Here is an 18646-nt window from a genome sequence, read left to right as displayed (position 1 = left end):
GGTTAAGGTGTGGGCTTCAACCCGCCGGCTTCAGCGCCGTCAATGTTGTTATCGTCTGCCCTTAAACAACCTTTAGATTTTTTTTAGGACCAGGTGAAAATTTTTCCCTTCAACCTGTCACGCTTATCTTTATCGCCCTCTCCGCTCACTTCTTTAGAGATTTGATCATTTTTTCTAGCGCCAGAAATACCCTTCTCTATATACGCTATTCACTTCATCACCGATTGAGAATTAATTTTAAACTTTGACTATTCAAAGCCGATAACCCGGGTATTCAAACTCCGTGTCGACCACTTAAAGGAAACAACATGGCAAGTATCTCTACGCTGGGTATCGGTTCTGGCCTCGATTTAAGTACCATCCTTGATAACCTGACCACTGCTGAGAAAGCGTCATTAACGCCTATCTCTAATCAGCAGACGGCCTATACCGCCAAACTGAGCGCGTACGCCACGCTGAAAAGCTCGCTTTCTACTTTCCAGACCGCGAACACCGCGCTAAACAGTGCCGATCTGTTCAGCGCAACCTCAGCAAGTAGCAGCTCTAGCGCGTTTAGCGCCACCACCTCAGGTTCTGTGGTCGCGGGTAAATACACCATTAGCGTTTCCCAGCTGGCGCAGGCGCAGACCCTGACTTCAGCAGTGCAGACCAGCAACACCACGGCGCTAGGCGACTCATCTGCCAGCAGCCGTACCTTGTCGATTACCCTGAAAGATGGCACCAGCAAAGACATCGCCCTGACCAGTGACCAAACTTCACTGACCGGTATGCGTGATGCGATCAACAGTGCTGATGCCGGCGTTAGCGCCACTATCATTAAAGTGGGCGATGGCAGCTACCGTTTATCGCTGACCTCCAGCGAAACCGGCAGTGATAATGCCGTTAGCAAAATTGCCGTAACCGGTGATGACACGCTGCAAGGTATTGTTGGCTACGATGCATCCGGCAGCAGCAATGCAATGACCGAAAGCGTGACCGCGCAGAACGCTAAGTTGACGGTAAATAATGTCGAGATTGAAAACAGCAGCAACACCATTAGTGATGCGCTGGAAGGGATCACTCTCAATCTTAACGACACCACCAGCGGCAATCAGACGCTGACCATCACCAAAGACACCTCAAAAGCGGAAAGCGCGATTAAGACGTGGGTCGATGCTTATAACACCCTGCTCGATCAGTTCAGCACCCTGACTAAATACACTGCTGTTGATGTCGGCGCAGACGCGCAAGACACCAGCAACGGCGCGCTGTTAGGTGATAGCACCCTGCGCACTATTCAGACCCAGCTGAAAAGCATGCTGACCAATGCGCAAAGTTCTTCCACCTATAAAACCCTGGCGCAGATCGGTATCACCACCGACCCAACCACCGGTTCTTTGGAACTGGATTCCGACAAACTGGAAACTGCGCTGAGCAGCGACGCGGATGGCGTGAAAGAGATGATTGTCGGTGATGGTAAAACCACCGGCATCACCACCACTATCGCCACCAATCTGACCGGTTGGCTGTCCAGCACCGGTATCGTGCAGGCCGCGACGGATGGCGTGAGTAAAACGCTGAATGACCTGACCGATCAGTACAACACCATGAGTACGCGTATCGACAACATGGTGGCTCGTTATAAAGCTCAGTTTACGCAACTTGATGTGCTGATGAGTTCGTTAAACCAGACCAGCAGCTACCTGACGCAGCAGTTCGAGTCATCCAGCAGCTCAAGCTCAAGCAGCTCGTCTTAATAAGGAATGATCATGTACAGCGCTAACGGCACACAAGCCTATGCAAAAATCGGGGTGGAGAGCTCAGTGATGAGCGCCAATCAACAGCAGCTGATTACCTTGCTGTTTGACGGTGCGATCAGCGCACTGGTCCGCGCCCGCCTGTTTATGCAGGACAACAATATCCAGGGAAAAGGTAACTCGATTTCCAAGGCCATTAACATCATCGAAGGCGGACTGAAACAGGGCCTCGATGAGCAAGCAGGCGATGACCTTACCGACAACCTGTTAGGCCTTTACGCCTATATGGTTCGCCGTCTGGTTCAGGCTAATCTGCGTAATGATGTCGAAGCCCTCGAAGAAGTTGAAGGTCTTCTGCGCAATATTGCTGATGCCTGGAAAGAAGTCGTACAACCTCAACACCTTCAGGACGCCGTTTAATGAACATTGCACCGCCACTGATCACCGTTTACCAACAGTTACTCGACCTCAGCCATGGAATGCTGCGTTTGGCAGCAGACGGCGAATGGGATGATTTGATTACCAAGGAAGTGGATTATGTCAGTGCGGTGCAAAGACTGGCGCAAACAACCGAAGCCGCCGCACCGTCGCGCCAGCTGCAAGAGCAGCTGCGTCCGGTGTTGCGCCATATCCTCGATAATGAGAGCGAAGTGAAGCGTCTGCTGCAACTGCGTATGGATGAACTGACGCAGCTGGTAGGACAATCATCGATGCAGAAATCGGTGATGAGCGCATATGGTAAGCAAGGCAGCGTGTATTTGCCGCAGGGTTGATTGGTTACGATGTACGGCATGAAAAAAGGGTGAGAAGTTATCTTCTCACCCTTTTTTTACGATTTTCAGGTCACCATAAATGGCGACCCTACGGGCAGAATATGTAGGGTCGCCATTTATGGTGACCTGAGGATTATTGTGCCGGCTTAGACGACACCGAAACCGGCTGCATAATCGCCGGCTCAATATCCTGAATCACCGCGTCATTCGGGCGCTTCGCCACTTCGTCCAGCGCCTGCTGGCACTCAACGGTTGGGCGATCCACTTTACGCAGGCGTAAACCGTCGTAACGCAGCTCACCGCTCTCCAGCTTCAGCGGCATCACGCGCACCTGACGCGTCACGTTGACCCAATCATCGCCCAAACGCGTTAATTTGCCCGGTTTAGCAATCACTCGCTGCCACTGGCGGCAATCCAGCGTATCGCCTTCGGCACTGATAATCAGGCTGCCCATCGCCTGCTTGCTGATCAACTTGCTCTGCGGGCCAACGGTTTGCCAGTTGCCCTGCAGTTCCAGCGGTGCCGGGGTTTTCACGGCCTGGTCATAATTGCTGATCTGCGCACAGCCACTCAACGCCAGCGCGGCCAGTATCATCCACTTTTTCATTCTCGTTCCCTACACTCGCATCAATGGCGGCTACGTTATAATTTTTCCCGTCAGTTGCGCAAGGTATCTGCGGTATGCCGCGCGTTTTTCCCTGCGGTGTGCGCCATAAAAAACTCAAGCCGCTCATTAATGCGCCGATAACTCATCCTGGAGTTAACGGATCTGCACAAAATAATAATTACCCACTACACACTTCATCTTCGTTACGGAGAACACCGTTATGCGATTAACCCTTCGCGCGCGCCTGATATCGATTGTCGGCCTGCTGTGCATTTTACTGATTGTTGCCGCCATCTGGGGAATCATCGGACTGCGTGCCGCCGACCAGCGGGCGCAAAATGCCTACCAGAATGAGCTGTTACCGCTGCAATACTCTTCCCGCCTGTACCGCATGGTGCAGGAACAATCCTCTACCCTGTTTGATGCCCTGCGCTACTGGACTGACAGCAGCGAAGTGGAGAAACGTCTGGCGCGCATTGCGCACTACGGTGAACAGATTGCGAAAGACCGCCAAACCTGGCAGCAGCTGTCGTTTGATGCGCAAACCAAGCCGCTGAGCCAGCAATTTATTACCCACCTCGACGGCTGGCAAACGGCGTTGAAAGAGGCCGGCGAACTGCTGAAAAGCGGCAACCCTTCGGCGGCGTTAGTGGTGATTGAAACCCGCCTGCGCAGCGGCAGTCAGCTGCTGCAGCAGGATATTGACCAGCTGGATGCGCTGATGCGCCAGCATGCAGAACTCACCTATCAGCAAAGCAACAGCGATTACCAGCTGGCGCGCAATAGCCTGATTGTGATTCTGCTGGTGGGCTTAAGCGTGGCGCTGGTGTTTGGCTGGCTGCTAATTCGCTCAATCAATCGCTCGATTGGTCAGGCACGCGAACTCGCCGAGTCGATTGCGGCCGGTGAACTGAATCATGATATCGGCACCGTTTCGCGTGATGAGATGGGCGAACTGATGCAATCGCTGCTGCGCATGGACGTGCGTCTGGCCGAGATCGTGCGCGAAGTGGGCGAAAGCGCCAGCGCGCTCAGCGATGCCGCGCGTCAGATGGCCGACGGCAATGATGATCTCTCTGAGCGTACCCATTCGCAGGCCAGCTCGCTGGAGCAAACCGCCGCCAGCATGGAGCAGATGACCGCCACGGTAAAACATAACGCCGATAACGCCGCGCAGGCCAACGAACTGGCCACCGATGTGCGTCATCAGGCCGAACGCGGCAGCAGCGTGCTGCGTGATGCGGTCAGCGCGATGGAGGAGATTGAATCCTCCAGCAAGCGTATCGCCGATATCAACCGGGTGATCGATGAAATTGCCTTCCAGACCAACCTGCTGGCGCTAAACGCGGCCGTCGAAGCGGCGCGTGCGGGTGAGCAAGGCCGTGGCTTTGCCGTGGTGGCCGCCGAAGTGCGTCAACTGGCGCAGCGATCTGCCGGTGCCGCGCACGAGATTAAAGCGTTGATTGATGCCAGCGTCGGCAAGGTGGAAGCTGGCAGCGCGCTGGTGCAGCGTTCCGGGGCCATGTTGAATGACATCAATCACGGCGTGGCGCGCGTGGTGGATATCGTCGGCGAAATTGCCGTGGCCAGCCGTCAGCAATCCAGCGGCATTGAACAGGTCAATACTGCGGTGATCCAGATGGATGGCGCTACGCAGCAGAACGCCTCGTTGGTGCAGGAAGCCAGCGCCGCCAGCCAAACCGTCAGTGAGCATGCTGGATTGCTGGTGGAGAAGATGGCCTTCTTCCGCCTGCAACAGCGCTAAGGAGCGACATCATGCGTAAACTTCTCGCGATGTTACTGGCCACGCCGCTGCTGAGTCAGGCGGCAACCACGCTGAACATCGCCACCATCGCCAACGGCGATATGACCATCATGCAGCAGCTCTCTACGCGTTATGAACAGCAACATCCCGACGTCAAACTGCAGTGGCACGTAATGGATGATGGCGCGCTGCGTCAGGCGGTGCTGTCGGCGATGAATAGCGGCCAGCCGCAGTTTGACGTGATTACCGTTGGCACCTATGAAGCGCCGCTGTGGGGCGAAAAAGGCTGGCTGGCGCCGCTGAATACGCTGCCGGCGGATTACGATAGCGATGATCTCATCGCTCCGGTACGCAAAGCGCTGTCGTGGCAGCAAACCCTGTATGCCCTGCCGTTCTACGGTGAAAGCAGCATGACCTATTACCGCAAAGACCTGTTTGCGGCAAAAGGCCTAACCATGCCCGATAATCCCGACTGGACCGACATCAAAAACTTTGCCGCCAAGCTGACCGACAAGCAGCAAGGCATTTACGGCCTGTGCTTGCGCGGTCAGCCTGGCTGGGGCGATAACGTTGCGCTCCTCACCACCATGGCCAACGCCTATGGCGCGCAGTGGTTCGATGAGAACTGGCAACCCACGCTCAACTCTGCGGAGTGGCGCGAAGCGCTCGGCGATTACTTGCAGATGGTGAAACAGGACGGGCCGCCAGATACGGTGAACAACAGCTTTGGCCAGATTTTGCGTCTGACAGCACAGGGCAAGTGCGCGATGTGGATCGACAGTACGGTGGCAGCCGGTCTGCTGGTTAATCCGCAGATTTCATTGGTGGCGGATAAGCTGGCCTTTGCCCCTGCGCCGGGCGGCATCACGCGTAACGGTTCCAACTGGCTGTGGTCGTGGGCGCTGGCCGTTCCCGCGCATACGCCGAATCGCGATGCGGCCATCGCTTTTATCAGCTGGGCGACGTCAAAACAGTATATTCAGCAAGTTGCGGATACCGTTGGTTGGGGCGCGGTGCCGCCGGGCAGCCGCAATTCAACCTATCAGCAACCCAGTTATCAGCGCCTGGCACCGTATGCGGCGCAGGTGCGTGCGGCGATTGAATCGGCCACCGTCGAGCAACCAACGCTTAATCCGGTGCCCTATCAGGGCGTGCAGTACGTGAGTATTCCAGGATTTGATCAGATGGGTAATGCCGTCGGGCAGAATCTGGCGGATATGCTGAGCGGTAAACTGACGCTGGACGAAACTCTGGCGAAGAATCAGCAGGACGTCACGCGCATTTATCAGCAGTTGCATTGATCGGTAGCGCACATTCCGTAGCGGCGCGATTCATCGCGCAATAAATTGCGTAATGCCGATCAGTTAAGCTCTGAGCAACTTTCGTTCGCCATCTGCTGGGGCAGTTTCAGCTATGTCGTGCGGCGACCGAGAAGAGGGCGTCTGGCCACGCCCTCTTCACTCCCGGGCCCTGCGCCAGCCCATCCCGCCGCTACGCGGTGCCTTCACTCCTTCACGATTCCTGACGGACCGGCGGCGATTCGCTCCTGCTCAGCGCCGCCTCTCGCCGCATCCCTGCGGCTCGCCCTGGAATCCCTTACTCGCTCAGCGGGCTGGGATGTCGCCTCAACACCCGCGCTGCAGCATCAATGCGTCTTACTGACTCGTCATCGCTGTAACGCCTGTAGGGTCGCCATTCATGGCGACCAGGGAACCCCAACTGAGCCAGTGCGCTGGCCGTCACGATGCGTGCATTGTTAAAGCTCTGCAACTGACAAGGCCACTTGCGCGCGTTACACTAGCGCGCAAGTTGATACGCAGGAATCCCCGAATGAAAACCCCAGAAGAGTATTACGCTCAGGCGCGCACCATGTTTTTCGCCGCCCACCCCGATTTTCAGTCTGCACTGGATGAATTCACCGAGAGCGATGCGCGCCAGGCGAACCTGTCGCTGGCCCAATTACGCGCGTGGCACGCTGAACGCATTTACGCCGCGTTTCTGCGTCAGAAGAAGCTGGATGGCATGCTGTTTTCCATTCAGCTGGCCGAGCCGGATAAAGCCGTAGCCGCCGATGCCATTGAAAAATATCTGAAATCTCATGCCGAAGCTTTGGGCATGACGTGGGAAGAGTTCTGCATCAAGAACGAGCTTTAACGCCCAAGCTGTTGAATATGCATCAAGGATACAGCTCCAACCACTCAAAATGATCAGGAAAAAGTTGTACAAGTCGTTCTAACTTGTATAACTTACTCATCACGACGTAAGTCGTAGATTGTCCTTGAACGAATGGTGCTGTTGCACCGCCTCTGGAAGTGTTGCTGGATTTCCACTTCCAGAGGTAATATTTTTCTACCCTTCCCGCTCTATTCCTTTAATTTCAATATAGCTTGCTACCGCCAGTAGACGATTAACGTGGGTGAGCAGCAGATCAACATCCGATTGTAGAAACTCCTGCGATGCACGCGAAGCCGTCACAATGGCCTCTTGTACCGTTTCGGAAATGGTCAGCGAGTTGTTCTCTTTAGCCTGAATCAGCAGTGCCGCAATCAGTAATGACTGCGCCTCAACCTGCGCCACCAGCTCCTTTGCCTCCACATCCATTTTTGCCATTTTCAGCAAGATATCGATAACCAGTTGGCGCATGTTTACCCCTGTTTTTATTTACAGTACCATGGCGCACCCAATCCGCTGAATGGAACGCCCTGATGTTTGTGGAACTGATTTACGATAAGCGCAATGTGGCCGGATTACCGGGCGCACGCGAGATGATTTTGCAGGAGTTGGAAAAGCGTGTACAGCGCGTCTTTCCCGATATTGAGGTGCGCGTCAAACCAATGGAACGGAACGCGATTGATACCGATATGAGTAAGAACGATAAAGCGACGATTGCGCGGATTGTTGAAGAGATGTTCGATGAAGCGGAAATGTGGCTGGTGGCCGATTAGGCCACCAGTGCATGACAAGCTTAGCTTTCCTGCTCGGCATGGTTGATGGCGATTTCCAGGTCCTGAATCGCCTCATCAATATCATCTAACAGCTTGCCCTGTTTGTTGAGCAAGGTGTCAAAACGTCCCGCATACTCCGGGTCTTTGTACTCACCCGCATCAAACGCCAGCCAGTGGGCAGAAAGCGTCTCAGTATTGGTCTGCGCGTAGTGGCGCATCTCTTTAAGCTGGGAGGTGACATCACGCAAGTAGTCAGTTTTGGTTTTTACAGTTTCTGTATCACTCATGCTATCTTCCTTTTCGCTTAATAAGACGATTTAAATAACGCTTGAATGATTAAAGGTAGTACAAAATATCGAAGCCGCATTAGGAATAATCGGAAGTGTCTAAAACCTGTTAATTAACAGGGGACATCCCGGTCCCCTTTGGCGAGTCGTCCTGCATTACAGATACTTCCTCGCCAGTTCAATCAGCTCATCCTTGGCGGCATCCCCCAATTTGATCACCCCCTGCTCGACAAATTTGAACGCCTGGGCAAAATCTTTCACCCCTTCTGAGAATCCTTCGCTGGCATGACTGGCCTCCTGCGTTGCGGTGGCCGGCGCCGCTGCGGCTGCAACGGGAGTTGCCACCTCGGGTGCCGTGGGTGGCACCTCTTCCGCTGGCGCAGCGGTCACCGCCTCCGGTACAGCGACCGGTACAGCTTCAGTAGGCGCAACCGCCACAGCTTCAGGCGCAGCAGCGGGGGCAGCCTCGGTTGAGACGTCAGCCGCAGGCGCTGCCGCCGGAACTGCGGTGACGGCAGCTGCTGGCGCTGCTGGCGTAGCGACTTCGTTGGCAAAATCCTCCGCGGGTGAGGAAGCCTGGGGAGTGGCTGCGCTAGCGCTTACCGCAGCATTGGTGGTTGGATCGATAACAATTTGATCGCTCATAACGTTCTCCTTCTGACTTAATAAAGACCGCAGTCGGGCAACACTGGCTGCAATCCACGTGGTAATGCGCATGATCCCCTCCTTAACGCTTGGGTTGAGGTGGCGACTTCTCTCCTTCAGCCGGTTTCACTTTCTCAGCCGGTGCGCTGGCCGGATGCTTGTTTATGCCATCGAGTGTGTTCTGCAGCGCCACCAACTGGCTGGTCAACTCCGCCACGCGGGCTTCACGCCGCTCGGAGATGGTGCGGTACTGTTGCCGGATCTCCTCAACCCGCTGATTGGCGCTGTTACTGACGAACAGGAACAGCACCGTCATCGCCACGCACATCAGCGACAGCATCAGTAGAAAGCCGCCGAAAAACAGCTGGCGCCGATGGTTTTTCACTACGTACTCACTGTTTATCTGCGTCATCACGACTCTCCTCCAGAGTGGTAATCAGTTGGTTGACCTGACTGCGAAATTTATCGCTGTGCTCGGCTTCAGTGGTTGCCAGCAAAATGCTTAACGCGTTTTTAATCAGCCGCAGATCGGTCTCCAGCGAAGAGATACGCCGCAGGTTTTTGTCATGACGGATGCGCAACTCATCGTTTTCCTGGCGCATCAAGGCATGACCCTCTTTGAGCAGCATCACCTGTTCTTTGTAGCTGGTGATGATCTCCCCGCCGGCACGATTGCTGGTGACGATAGCGGCAATCCCCGCCATTAACGGTTTCCAGAACACAGCTGCTGCGCCGCCGCCGAGAAGCAACGCACCTACGCTGGTGACTAAACTACTTTCCATGCTTCACCTCTCACCCCTGGCAAGGGTTGCGCCTCAAGAGCACGCTGACCACCCTTGCCAGCTTCGCGGTCAACGCCTGAATTTAAGTTTACTTTATTTCATCAATTTAAGTATACTTAAGTCAATCCTTCAGGAGATGTCAAGATGATGAAAAAAGAATCTTCCGGTGAACGCATCCGGGCACGACGTAAAGCACTGCAGTTAACACAGCAGGCGCTGGCTAAAAGCATCGGCGTTTCGCATGTGGCTGTATCGCAATGGGAAAAAGAGGAAACCGTACCGCGTGGGGAAAACCTGCTGCGGCTGGCGCAGTGGCTGCAATGTACCGCGGCATGGATTATTGATGGTGATGGCGAGGTGTTTTCAGCAGCGCCGAGCGCGGTACCTGTTGCGACGGTGCCATTGATCAGTCTGACGCAAGCGGCCGCGTGGTTGGGCGAACAGCGTTTACTGCTGCAACAACAGGCGACGCGTTTTCTCTACAGTGAAAGCACACTCAGCGATGGCGCCTTAGCGATAACGGTGGAAGATCAATCGATGCAGCCCGACTATCGCCCCGGGGACAGCTTAATCTTTGATCCCAATGTTCCGCCGCAGCCTGGCGATGTGGTGCTGGCGCTAGCAAATGGCGTGGCGCTGGTGCGCATTTATCGTCAGCAAGCTCAGCAATCTGCTGGGCAACATTTCGTCTTACGACCGCTGAACGATGATTTTCCACAGCTACACTCGGCAGACGCTGGCCTGCAAATTATCGGCACTTTAATGGAGCTGCGGCGTTATCGAAGCGGCTAGCCGCTTCGCTTAAGCTGTTATTTTGAAAAAAGTTTAGCCTTAGCGCGGGAAGCTATGGACAGACCCCGCGGTAAGCCTGTTAATGTAGCCGCAAAATAATAATTTCGTCGGACAATCGCCATGCTTACCACAATTCTTTATCGCAGCCATCTGCACGACCACGTGCCGATTAAAACGCTCGAAGATATGGTTGCTAAAGCCAATAGCAAAAATAAAAACTCGGATGTCACCGGCATCTTACTGTTTGATGGCCTGCATTTTTTCCAGCTGCTGGAAGGGCCGCGCGATGCGGTGCAGGGCATTTATCAGCGTATTTGCCAGGATGCGCGCCACCATAATCTGGTGGAACTGATGCATGACTTCGCGCCAGAACGCCGGTTTGGCAAGGTCGGCATGGAGTTGTTCGATCTGCGTGAGCACGACAAAGAGAGCGTGCTGCAAGCGGTGCTGGATAAAGGTACCTCTCGCTACCAGCTCACCTATAAAGATCGTGCGCTGCAGTTTTTACGCACCTTCGTGGTGGCACGGGATAAAGAGAACTACTTTGAAATCCCGCCAGCCAATACCTGGGAATTTATTCCCGATGAAGCCTGGTTAAATGAGCTGGATGATCTTGATCAGAGCGTGCAGGATTGCCGCTTTGCCTTTCAACCGATCATCGATCCCTTCGCGCGTCGCGTCACCTCGTTTGAAGCACTGATCCGCACGCCCACCGGCGGCTCACCGGATGAGTATTTCTCCGCTTTTGGTGGCGAAGCGGTTTACCACGCGGATATTCGCTCGAAAAAACTGGCGTTTAACGTGGCGAGCAAACTCGGGATTGGCGAGCATCGCTTGTCGATCAATCTGCTGCCGATGTCGCTGGTGACGGTGCCGAATGCGGTCGATTTTCTGCTGCAGGAGATCACCGCCAGTGGACTGGTGCCGCAGCAGATCATCGTGGAAGTTACCGAGAATGAGATCATTTCGCGCTCCGATGAGTTCGCCGCCGAAGTGAGAAAGCTCAAAGCCGCCGGTATCAGTCTGGCGCTGGACGATTTTGGTGCCGGTTTTGCCGGTTTGTCGCTGTTATCTAAATTCCAGCCGGACAAAATCAAAATCGATCGCGATATTATTCGCGATGTTCACAAAAGCGGTCCGAAGCAGGCGATTATGCACGCCATTATTAAGTGCTGTGCGTCGCTGGAGATTGCGGTTATTGCTGAAGGTGTGGAGCAAGCCGAAGAGTGGATGTGGCTGGAAGCTGCCGGTATCAGCCAGTTCCAGGGTTTCCTGTTTGCCCATCCGCTGTTAAATGGCTTCCCATCCGTAGCGTGGCCGGAAATTAAATAGCATCAGCCCAAATTAAAAAACGCCGTCATTGAACGGCGTTTTTTATTAATAATAGCTAACGTCGATTTTGCCATACTGCTTATCAACCACCTTGCCTGCCGCATCGGTGGTAATAATGTCGCAGTAATAAGGCACCGCGTTTTTGTATTTGCAGACATTACTCACGGTTTTGATTTGATCATTACGCTTCACCGTGGTGACCACATCCGAAATCTTATTCTTATCTTCTGCCCGCACCGCGCTAGCACGCGACACTTCTGTTCCGGCCTGAGTAATACTTAATACCGCCATTTCGCCATCACTGTTATACGCGAGGTGAAACGCTGCATCGGAGGCGGGAGAGGAAATCTGCTCAACCAAACCCTGTTTGTTATAGGCAATATCAACCGTCATGGTCGGCGTGACTTTCTTCACCATGGCGCAGTTTTTATCCAGCGTCACCACCACATCCTGTCCGTTTTCGCTGCCCTTTAATGCATCACCGTCGCGCGAGACTTCAATCACTTCGCCCGCTTTACCGACAGACTTCACATGCGTGAGGCAGCCGTTGCGGTCAAAATCGGCATTCACCTCGAAGATTTGCTGTCCATCTGCGGTAAACAGCGTTTGATGGGTGCTTTTGACGTTTCCAGGCAGCGCTTCAAATTGATAGAGGTAAGCGTAGTTTTTCATTTGCGGATAAAACGTCGCAGCATCCTTATCGCATCCTGCAAGCAGGACGATAGCGCTAAAAAAAAGCAGGGTTTTCTTCACGTGAGAATCCTCTTCTCGAAATAATGCAGCGCATAAGGCCGGAAATTGGGCTTAATTCTGGCAGTCACCTTGCCACTCGCTTCGAACATAATCACCCGGGTGAACTATACCCGAAACGACATGCAATTATCCCCTGCTTTAGCGACGCCATTTCCGCGTTTAATTCGGAAAAACGGAAAAAGTCGCCAGTTGGCGACATAATAAATAGCGTCTTGATGTCGAAAGGATGATTCAGCCTAATGTTATTGCTTAAAGGCTAAATTTTATCGGTAGTGATATTGAGATAACGCGTTAAACCTCTGGTCGCACTTTCAGCCGCTAATTGGTTTTGCGCGACCAGACGGAACTTACCACTTTTGCCATGGCGCTGTTCGTTGGAAGGCAGGACTGAATATTTGACTAAATCTTCGCCACCATCATAAGAGCACTCCATTTCCCACTGATGCGCGGAACCTTTCGAGGCCGTGCATTTACCCGGACCGTATGAGTACATTAAAAAGTTATTGGTCGAGTTTTCAGCTTTGATAACGTAATCAGGTTTGTCGTTACTATATGCCATGCCAGCAAAAGCAACGGTAGCCGTCAGTAATACAGAGGCTCCAACAACAGCAATTTTGATTTTCACCGTAATAATCCATCATTGTAGTAGATGGGCTTATGTTATAAGAATTGTCTTGGTTTTGCACCAGGAATGTCATTTATTGTTAGCAATTGTATCTTTAGTTGATGTAACGCAAATTTTGTTATGTGTCCAAAATGTTTGGTGCTGGCGGCTCATTCAAGGAAAGAATTGCCTGATAGCTTAGGAGCATTCCGGGCCAAAACGTAACGAGACTGCCCAACCCTGCCCCATAACAAAGCGCTCTGATTCACGACTTAGTAATACTTATCCGTCAGAGAACCTACACCTGCATACTCATGATATCGGTATAAGCCGACACCAATTTGTTACGCACCTGCACGCCCATCTGCATAGAGATAGAAGACTTTTGCAGATCGACCATCACATCGTTTAACTGAATGCCCGGTTTACCCATCTCGAAATCCTGCGCCTGAGTGCGTGCGGACGTCTGGCTTTCGCTGATCTTATCCAGCGCTGCTTTCATCGTGGCGCTGAAATCCACCTGATTGCCTGACTCAGCCTGCTTACCGCTGGCCTGCAAAGACGTCATCTGCAGCTGCTGCAACACACCATCAATGGCCTGAATTGACATTGCCTGTTCCTCATTAAAGAAGGGATTAAATTTTCACGATGAGAAAGTTATCACACTGTCAATAGGACAAAGGCGCTAAATGAACACAAAAAACCCGGCTTATCCAACCATCGAAGTGACACGATTCATCAAATAATGCCCGCATTAGTTTGGAATTTCATTTTGGACGTATTCAGGGAGTCAGTTTTGTCACAACCACACACCCGGTCAATTATGTCAGGCAGGAAACGGTCATGAATGCGAGTGCAGCCGCTACACAGGATACAGCAAAGAAAGGCTTCAGTGACCTTCTCGCCCGCCTGCGCGCCAATCCGCGAATTCCCTTAATCATTGCCGCCGCTGCCGTCATCGCAGTGGTTTTTGCGTTGGTGCTGTGGGCAAAGGCGCCAGACTATCGCGTCCTTTATAACAACCTCTCCGATGAGGATGGCGGCGCGATCGTCACCCAGCTGACGCAAATGAACATCCCTTACCAGTTTGCTGACAACGGTGGCGCACTGATGGTGCCCGCCGATAAAGTGCATGAACTGCGTCTGCGTCTGGCCCAGCAAGGTCTGCCGAAAGGTGGCAACGTGGGCTTCGAGCTGATGGATAAAGAGAAGTTCGGTATCAGCCAGTTTAGCGAGCAGATCAACTACCAGCGTGCGCTGGAAGGCGAACTGTCGCGCACCATTGAAACGCTCGGACCGGTGAAGAGCGTGCGCGTGCATCTGGCAATGCCAAAACCGACGCTGTTTGTGCGTGAGCAAAAGTCCCCTTCCGCTTCGGTGACGCTGAATCTGCAGCCGGGTCGTGCATTAGATGAAGGCCAAATTCAGGCCATTCAGCATATGGTTTCCAGCAGCGTGGCGGGTTTACCGCCGGGCAACGTTACGGTGGTCGATCAGACCGGCCGTCTGCTGACCCGCTCGGATAGCGAAGGCCGCGACCTGAATGATGCTCAGCTGAAATATGCCTCTGAAGTGGAAGCGCGCTTCCAGCAGCGCATCGAAGCCATCCTTAACCCGATTGTTGGCCAGGGCAATGTGCATGCGCAGGTGACGGCGCAGATCAACTTTGACCGCAGCGAGCAAACCGACGAGAAATATCAGCCGAACGCCAATCCGAACAACTCCGCAGTGCGTTCACGCCAGACCAGCAACTCTGAACAGAACGGCAGCCCGTACCCAGGCGGCGTGCCGGGCGCCTTGTCGAATCAACCGGCGCCAGCCAACACCGCGCCGGTGACCAATCCGCAGAACAATACTGCTAATGGTCAGAACGCCAACGGTCAAAACGCCAACGCGCAGAACAACGGCACCACTACCACTAGCACGGCGCAAAGTAGCGGCCCAAGCAGCTCCACCCGTAACGACACCGTTAACTACGAGCTGGATCGCACCATTCGTCATACCAAGCTGAACGTGGGCGATGTGCAGCGTCTCTCCGTTGCCGTGGTCGTCAACTATCGAGATGACGGTAAAGGCAAAGCGGTGGCGCTGAACGAGCAACAGATCAAGCAGATTGAAGATTTAACCCGCGAAGCGATGGGCTATTCGCAAACGCGTGGCGACAGCGTCAACGTGGTGAACTCGCAGTTCAACATGACCGAGCCAAGCGGTGGCGACCTGCCATTCTGGCAGCAGCAAGCATTCTTCGATCAGCTGATGACCGCCGGTCGCTGGCTGCTGGTGGCGCTGGTCGGCTTCATCCTCTATCGCAAGCTGGTACGTCCACAGCTGATGCGTAAGAAAGAGCAAGAGAAAGCGGCCGCTGAAGCGCTGGCAGCTCGCTCTGCAGCGATGGAAGAGGAAGAAGCCTTTAACGTTCAGCTCAGCAAAGATGAGTTGGATCAGGAGCGTAAATCTACTAACCGCATGAGCGCCGAGGTGATGAGCCAGCGTATCCGCGACATGTCTGAAAACGATCCGCGCGTTGTGGCGCTGGTTATCCGCGAATGGATGAGTAAAGAACTATGAGTCTGACCGGTACAGAAAAAAGCGCCATTCTGATGATGACCATCGGCGAAGAGCGCGCGGCGGAGGTGTTCAAACACCTCAACCAGCGTGAAGTGCAGCACCTGAGTGCGGCGATGGCGGCAATGCGTCAGGTGTCGCACAAGCAGCTGACGGAAGTGCTGCGTGAGTTTGAAGTTGATGCAGAACAGTTCGCGGCGCTGAGCCTCAACTCCAACGAATACCTGCGTTCGGTGCTGATCAAAGCGCTGGGCGAAGAGCGCGCCTCAAGCCTGCTGGAAGATATTCTCGAGAAAAACGAGACCACCAGCGGCATGGAAACGCTCAACTTCATGGAGCCGCAGGCGGCAGCGGATCTTATCCGCGACGAGCATCCGCAGATTATCGCCACCATTTTGGTCCACCTCAAACGTGGCCAGGCGGCGGATATTCTGGCGCTGTTCGACGAGCGTCTGCGCCACGATGTGATGCTGCGTATCGCCACCTTCGGTGGTGTCCAGCCGGCGGCGCTGGCGGAGCTGACCGAAGTGCTCAACGGCCTGCTCGACGGCACCAACCTCAAGCGCGCGAAGATGGGCGGCGTGAGAACCGCAGCAGAAATTATCAACCTGATGAAAACTCAGCAGGAAGAAGCGGTTATCGAAGCGGTACGCGACTTCGATGGCGAGCTGGCACAGAAGATCATCGACGAGATGTTCCTGTTCGAAAACCTGGTGGAAGTGGACGATCGCAGCATCCAGCGTCTGTTGCAGGAAGTGGAATCCGAGCAGTTGCTGGTCGCCCTGAAAGGTGCCGAGCAGCCGCTGCGCGAGAAGTTCCTCAAGAACATGTCAGCCCGTGCGGCCGATATCCTGCGCGACGATCTGGCCAACCGCGGCCCGGTACGTATGTCGGCGGTGGAGAACGAACAGAAAGCCATCCTGCTGGTGGTGCGTCGCTTAGCAGAATCCGGCGAGATGGTGATTGGTGGTGGCGAGGAAACCTATGTCTGATGCCTTTTCCGCCCGCGCGTGGCAGCGCTGGCAGCCTGATGATTTAGGCAGCGCATTTCGCACTGAACCGGAGCCGCAGCCAGAGGAAGCGGAGAGCGAGGTTGAGCTGAGCGCCGAAGCTGAACAGCAACAACAGCTGGAACGTATGCAGCAGCAGATGCGCAAAGATGCGCAGACGCAGGGCTACAGCGAAGGTTATCAAAAGGGTTTTGCCGAAGCGCAGCAGAACGGCTATGACGCCGGTTTTCAGCAAGGTTTAGCCGATGCGCAGCAGCAGCAAGCCCCGCTGCAGGCACGTATGCAGCAGCTGGTAACCGAGTTCCATCACACGCTTGAAGCGCTGGACAGCGTGATTGCCTCGCGCCTGATGCAGCTGGCGCTGGAAGCCGCGCGCACGGTGATTGGTCAGGCCACGCAGGTGGATGGCAGCGCCCTGCTGCGCCAGATTCAGCAGCTGATTCAGCAGGAGCCGATGTTCAGCGGCAAACCGCAGCTGCGCGTGCATCCGGATGATTTGCAGCGCATTGAGCAGACGCTTGGTCCAACGCTGGATCTGCACGGCTGGCGCTTGCTGGCTGACAGCACCCTGCATCCGGGCGGCTGTAAACTCAGCGCCGAAGATGGCGATCTCGACGCCAGCGTGGCAACACGCTGGCAGGAGCTGTGCCGTCTGGCCGCTCCGGGGACACTGTAATGACTTCCTCACGCCTTTCACGCTGGCTCGGCGCGCTCGACGCCTTCGAAGACCGCATTTCACAGGTGCAAACCGTGCGTCGCTACGGTCGCCTGACGCGCGCCACCGGTTTAGTACTGGAGGCCACCGGCCTGCAGCTGCCGCTGGGTGCCACCTGCATTATTGAACGTACCGACGGCAGCAAGATTACCGAAGTTGAAAGTGAAGTGGTCGGCTTCAATGGGCAGAAACTGTTAATGATGCCGCTGGAAGAAGTGGACGGCATCTTACCCGGCGCCCGCGTGTATGCGCGCGTCAGCGGCGACAGTGGCCACAGCGGCAAACAGATGCTGCTTGGCCCGGAGCTCCTCGGTCGCGTACTCGATGGTAGCGGCAAACCGCTGGATGGCTTGCCATCGCCGGAAACCGGCTATCGGGCCCCGCTGATCACCGCCCCGTTTAACCCGCTACAACGTACGCCAATTGAAGATGTGCTGGATACCGGCGTGCGCGCCATCAACGCACTGCTGACGGTGGGTCGCGGCCAGCGTATGGGCCTGTTCGCCGGTTCTGGCGTCGGTAAAAGCGTGCTGCTCGGCATGATGGCGCGCTACACCAAAGCCGATGTCATCGTGGTCGGTTTGATTGGTGAACGTGGTCGCGAAGTCAAAGAGTTCATTGAAAACATCCTTGGCGCTGAAGGTCGCGCGCGTTCGGTGGTGATCGCCGCGCCCGCAGATGTGTCACCGCTGCTGCGTATGCAGGGTGCGGCCTATGCCACGCGCATCGCCGAAGATTTCCGCGATCGCGGTCAGCATGTGCTGCTGATTATGGATTCCCTCACCCGCTACGCCATGGCGCAGCGTGAAATCGCGCTGGCGATCGGTGAGCCGCCGGCCACCAAAGGCTATCCGCCTTCGGTGTTCGCCAAACTGCCGGCGCTGGTGGAACGTGCCGGTAACGGCACCCACGGCGGCGGATCCATCACCGCGTTTTACACCGTGTTGACCGAAGGTGACGATCAGCAGGACCCGATTGCTGACTCGGCGCGTGCGATTCTCGACGGCCACATTGTGTTGTCACGTCGCTTGGCGGAAGCCGGTCACTATCCGGCCATTGATATTGAAGCCTCGATTAGCCGCGCCATGACCTCATTAATTGATGAGACGCACTATGCGCGCGTGCGCCAGTTCAAACAGTTGCTCTCCAGCTTCCAGCGTAACCGCGATCTGGTGAGCGTGGGGGCGTATGCCGCAGGCAGCGATCCGATGCTGGACCGAGCCATCAAGCTCTATCCAGAGATGGAAGCCTTCCTGCATCAGGGAATTTTCGAACGCAGCGACTACGACGATGCCTGTTTGCATCTGCAGGCGATGTTCGGTTAGCGCTAAGCGA

The 18646-nt window shown here is 54.7% G+C and carries 22 protein-coding genes; 13 read left to right on the top strand and 9 right to left on the bottom strand.

Features of this window, described 5'->3' with window-relative positions; all coding sequences use genetic code 11:
- Positions 1-308 precede the first annotated feature (308 nt).
- Genes fliD through fliT form a run of 3 tightly spaced genes read left to right on the top strand, consistent with a single transcriptional unit; the run spans position 309 to position 2509 of the window.
- Entirely contained in the window at positions 309-1736 is a 1428-nt protein-coding gene (fliD, locus tag AC790_RS17400) for a flagellar filament capping protein FliD (protein ID WP_049852575.1), read from the top strand.
- A 12-nt stretch (positions 1737-1748) separates the two neighbouring features.
- Positions 1749-2156, top strand: a complete 408-nt coding sequence (gene fliS / locus AC790_RS17395; protein ID WP_049852574.1) for a flagellar export chaperone FliS — start codon at positions 1749-1751, stop codon at positions 2154-2156.
- Positions 2156-2509 carry a flagella biosynthesis regulatory protein FliT gene (gene fliT, locus AC790_RS17390; protein WP_049852573.1) on the top strand — a complete coding sequence of 118 codons (354 nt, stop codon included), beginning with the start codon at positions 2156-2158 and terminating at the stop codon, positions 2507-2509. Before fliS ends, fliT begins: the two co-directional genes overlap by 1 nt.
- 133 nt (positions 2510-2642) lie before the next feature.
- On the opposite strand, the gene yedD is transcribed toward fliT, so the two are convergent.
- Positions 2643-3116, bottom strand: coding sequence for a lipoprotein YedD (gene yedD, locus AC790_RS17385; RefSeq protein WP_049852572.1), 474 nt, complete (start codon positions 3114-3116; stop codon positions 2643-2645).
- Between the two features lie 220 nt (positions 3117-3336).
- On the opposite strand from yedD, the gene AC790_RS17380 reads away from it, so the two are divergent.
- The 3 genes from AC790_RS17380 (at position 3337) to AC790_RS17370 (ending at position 7035) form a co-directional block, all read left to right on the top strand.
- Positions 3337-4881 carry a methyl-accepting chemotaxis protein gene (locus AC790_RS17380; protein ID WP_049852571.1) on the top strand — a complete coding sequence of 515 codons (1545 nt, stop codon included), beginning with the start codon at positions 3337-3339 and terminating at the stop codon, positions 4879-4881.
- A gap of 11 nt (positions 4882-4892) precedes the next feature.
- Positions 4893-6182 carry a sugar ABC transporter substrate-binding protein gene (locus AC790_RS17375; RefSeq protein ID WP_049852570.1) on the top strand — a complete coding sequence of 430 codons (1290 nt, stop codon included), beginning with the start codon at positions 4893-4895 and terminating at the stop codon, positions 6180-6182.
- Positions 6183-6711: 529 nt separating this feature from the next.
- On the top strand, positions 6712-7035 hold the full coding sequence (locus AC790_RS17370; protein WP_007891405.1) for a DUF6388 family protein: 324 nt from the start codon (positions 6712-6714) through the stop codon (positions 7033-7035).
- 195 nt (positions 7036-7230) lie between these two features.
- Here the strand turns inward: AC790_RS17370 and iraP are convergent, their stop codons facing one another.
- On the bottom strand, positions 7231-7524 hold the full coding sequence (gene iraP / locus AC790_RS17365) for an anti-adapter protein IraP (protein WP_007891406.1): 294 nt from the start codon (positions 7522-7524) through the stop codon (positions 7231-7233).
- A gap of 62 nt (positions 7525-7586) precedes the next feature.
- Here iraP and AC790_RS17360 point away from each other — a divergent pair, with 62 nt between their 5' ends.
- Positions 7587-7826, top strand: coding sequence for a DinI-like family protein (locus AC790_RS17360; protein WP_007891408.1), 240 nt, complete (start codon positions 7587-7589; stop codon positions 7824-7826).
- A 20-nt stretch (positions 7827-7846) separates the two neighbouring features.
- Here the strand turns inward: AC790_RS17360 and AC790_RS17355 are convergent, their stop codons facing one another.
- From AC790_RS17355 to AC790_RS17340, 4 genes are all read right to left on the bottom strand, one after another.
- The gene (locus tag AC790_RS17355; protein ID WP_007891410.1) at positions 7847-8113 is read right to left on the bottom strand and encodes a hypothetical protein; all 267 of its coding nucleotides are present in this window, start codon (positions 8111-8113) and stop codon (positions 7847-7849) included.
- A 156-nt stretch (positions 8114-8269) separates the two neighbouring features.
- On the bottom strand, positions 8270-8758 hold the full coding sequence (locus AC790_RS17350; protein ID WP_049852569.1) for a hypothetical protein: 489 nt from the start codon (positions 8756-8758) through the stop codon (positions 8270-8272).
- A gap of 82 nt (positions 8759-8840) precedes the next feature.
- The gene (locus tag AC790_RS17345) at positions 8841-9170 is read right to left on the bottom strand and encodes a hypothetical protein (RefSeq protein WP_049852568.1); all 330 of its coding nucleotides are present in this window, start codon (positions 9168-9170) and stop codon (positions 8841-8843) included.
- Entirely contained in the window at positions 9151-9540 is a 390-nt protein-coding gene (locus AC790_RS17340) for a hypothetical protein (RefSeq protein WP_007891426.1), read from the bottom strand. Before AC790_RS17340 ends, AC790_RS17345 begins: the two co-directional genes overlap by 20 nt.
- A gap of 144 nt (positions 9541-9684) precedes the next feature.
- Between AC790_RS17340 and AC790_RS17335 the strand changes: the two genes are divergently transcribed.
- Together AC790_RS17335 and AC790_RS17330 are read left to right on the top strand one after the other, a co-directional pair.
- Positions 9685-10332, top strand: a complete 648-nt coding sequence (locus tag AC790_RS17335) for a S24 family peptidase (RefSeq protein ID WP_082204290.1) — start codon at positions 9685-9687, stop codon at positions 10330-10332.
- A 120-nt stretch (positions 10333-10452) separates the two neighbouring features.
- The gene (locus tag AC790_RS17330; RefSeq protein ID WP_049852567.1) at positions 10453-11664 is read left to right on the top strand and encodes a diguanylate phosphodiesterase; all 1212 of its coding nucleotides are present in this window, start codon (positions 10453-10455) and stop codon (positions 11662-11664) included.
- Positions 11665-11709: 45 nt separating this feature from the next.
- On the opposite strand, the gene AC790_RS17325 is transcribed toward AC790_RS17330, so the two are convergent.
- The 3 genes from AC790_RS17325 to fliE all read right to left on the bottom strand — a co-directional run bounded on the left by AC790_RS17325 (position 11710) and on the right by fliE (position 13631).
- The gene (locus AC790_RS17325; RefSeq protein ID WP_049852566.1) at positions 11710-12417 is read right to left on the bottom strand and encodes a YnfC family lipoprotein; all 708 of its coding nucleotides are present in this window, start codon (positions 12415-12417) and stop codon (positions 11710-11712) included.
- 256 nt (positions 12418-12673) lie between these two features.
- The gene (locus tag AC790_RS17320) at positions 12674-13042 is read right to left on the bottom strand and encodes a hypothetical protein (RefSeq protein ID WP_049852565.1); all 369 of its coding nucleotides are present in this window, start codon (positions 13040-13042) and stop codon (positions 12674-12676) included.
- A 277-nt stretch (positions 13043-13319) separates the two neighbouring features.
- Positions 13320-13631 carry a flagellar hook-basal body complex protein FliE gene (gene fliE / locus AC790_RS17315; protein ID WP_007891438.1) on the bottom strand — a complete coding sequence of 104 codons (312 nt, stop codon included), beginning with the start codon at positions 13629-13631 and terminating at the stop codon, positions 13320-13322.
- A gap of 233 nt (positions 13632-13864) precedes the next feature.
- Here fliE and fliF point away from each other — a divergent pair, with 233 nt between their 5' ends.
- Genes fliF through fliI form a run of 4 tightly spaced genes read left to right on the top strand, consistent with a single transcriptional unit; the run spans position 13865 to position 18636 of the window.
- Entirely contained in the window at positions 13865-15589 is a 1725-nt protein-coding gene (fliF, locus tag AC790_RS17310) for a flagellar basal-body MS-ring/collar protein FliF (RefSeq protein ID WP_049852564.1), read from the top strand.
- Positions 15586-16578 carry a flagellar motor switch protein FliG gene (gene fliG / locus AC790_RS17305; RefSeq protein ID WP_049852563.1) on the top strand — a complete coding sequence of 331 codons (993 nt, stop codon included), beginning with the start codon at positions 15586-15588 and terminating at the stop codon, positions 16576-16578. The genes fliF and fliG overlap by 4 nt, the downstream gene beginning before the upstream one ends.
- Positions 16571-17272 (top strand): flagellar assembly protein FliH, encoded by a 702-nt coding sequence (gene fliH / locus AC790_RS17300; RefSeq protein ID WP_007891441.1) that lies wholly within the window; start codon positions 16571-16573, stop codon positions 17270-17272. The genes fliG and fliH overlap by 8 nt, the downstream gene beginning before the upstream one ends.
- A complete protein-coding gene (gene fliI / locus AC790_RS17295; RefSeq protein WP_007891442.1) occupies positions 17272-18636 on the top strand; it encodes a flagellar protein export ATPase FliI in 1365 nt (454 codons plus the stop codon). The genes fliH and fliI overlap by 1 nt, the downstream gene beginning before the upstream one ends.
- Positions 18637-18646: the final 10 nt, after the last annotated feature.

The sequence above is a fragment of the Pantoea sp. RIT-PI-b genome, from assembly GCF_001187905.1.
GTDB classification, from domain to species: domain Bacteria; phylum Pseudomonadota; class Gammaproteobacteria; order Enterobacterales; family Enterobacteriaceae; genus Pantoea; species Pantoea nemavictus.
The sequence above is the reverse complement of the archived record's forward strand: the minus strand, read 5'-3'. Positions and strand labels throughout refer to the sequence as shown.